Origin of the sequence: uncultured Aquimarina sp. (assembly GCF_947500065.1) — a bacterium.
In the GTDB taxonomy this organism is placed as follows: domain Bacteria; phylum Bacteroidota; class Bacteroidia; order Flavobacteriales; family Flavobacteriaceae; genus Aquimarina.
In genome coordinates this window covers 1-920 of record NZ_CANMQT010000038.1, presented here as the reverse complement: position 1 = coordinate 920, position 920 = coordinate 1, and the positions used below count along the sequence as shown (strand labels likewise).

Annotated in this window: 1 protein-coding gene; it reads right to left on the bottom strand. The window is 28.9% G+C overall.

Features of this window, described 5'->3' with window-relative positions:
• Nucleotides 1-7 precede the first annotated feature (7 nt).
• On the bottom strand, nucleotides 8-920 hold a 913-nt coding region (locus Q0975_RS28335; protein WP_299444358.1), incomplete at its 5' end, for an IS110 family transposase.

Genomic DNA, 920 nt, shown 5'->3' with positions numbered 1-920 from the left:
TCGATTTCTATGACGAAACCAAACGATTTTCAAATTTTTTATTTGATTTAATAATGGCAAAAATAAGATGAATAATTTTGTTTCTTACAGCATTTAAAACACTCATTTTATTTTTGCCTTCTTCTACTTTTCTTTTGTAATAAATTTGCAGATCATTTTTTAATCGAATAGCACTCATGGCGGCTAAATGTAATATAGATTTCATTTGTTTATCTGCATATATCGATACCTTAGGTTTTTTAAAAATAGAACTTCCAGATTGATGTTTAAAAGGAACAACACCGCTATAGCAAGCCATCTTTCTTGGGCAACTTATTTTAGTAAAACCTTCAGTTTTAGCTAGCATATACCAAGAGGTAATTTTACCTACACCTGGTATACTCTGGATAAGTTTGTAGTATTTGTTTAGTTGTGTATCTATTTGAATTATTTTTTCAATCAATACTTCAATTTTAGCGATTTGATTATCCAATTGTTTTATTTGCTGTTTGTTCCAAGATTTAAGTTCTTTATGAAAATTCAAGTCTTTCATTTTTTTATAATCGTGACTTTGTTTTAAGAGTCTTTTCTTAGATTTTATTCTGGCATTGCGTTCGGTTAAAAGTATTTTAAGCTCTTTTATAGTATTGGTTACAGGCTTCCAAATAGGAAGTTCATCTGCATATTTCTCTACAAAAAGAGCTATTCTATATGAATCTGTTTTATCATCTTTGCCTCGTGCTAATCCCTGACTTTTTGAGAAATGTATTGGATTTAAAACATATACTTTGAAATGAAAATCAGCGATAGCGTCATATAATGACCAATTGTACCTGCCAGTATTTTCCATAGCTACAATTACCTGCTGATCTGAGTATGAATTAAAGAACTTTTCTATAGCTTTCTTATCATTATTAATCTGATAATAAGCTAAGTCTTTA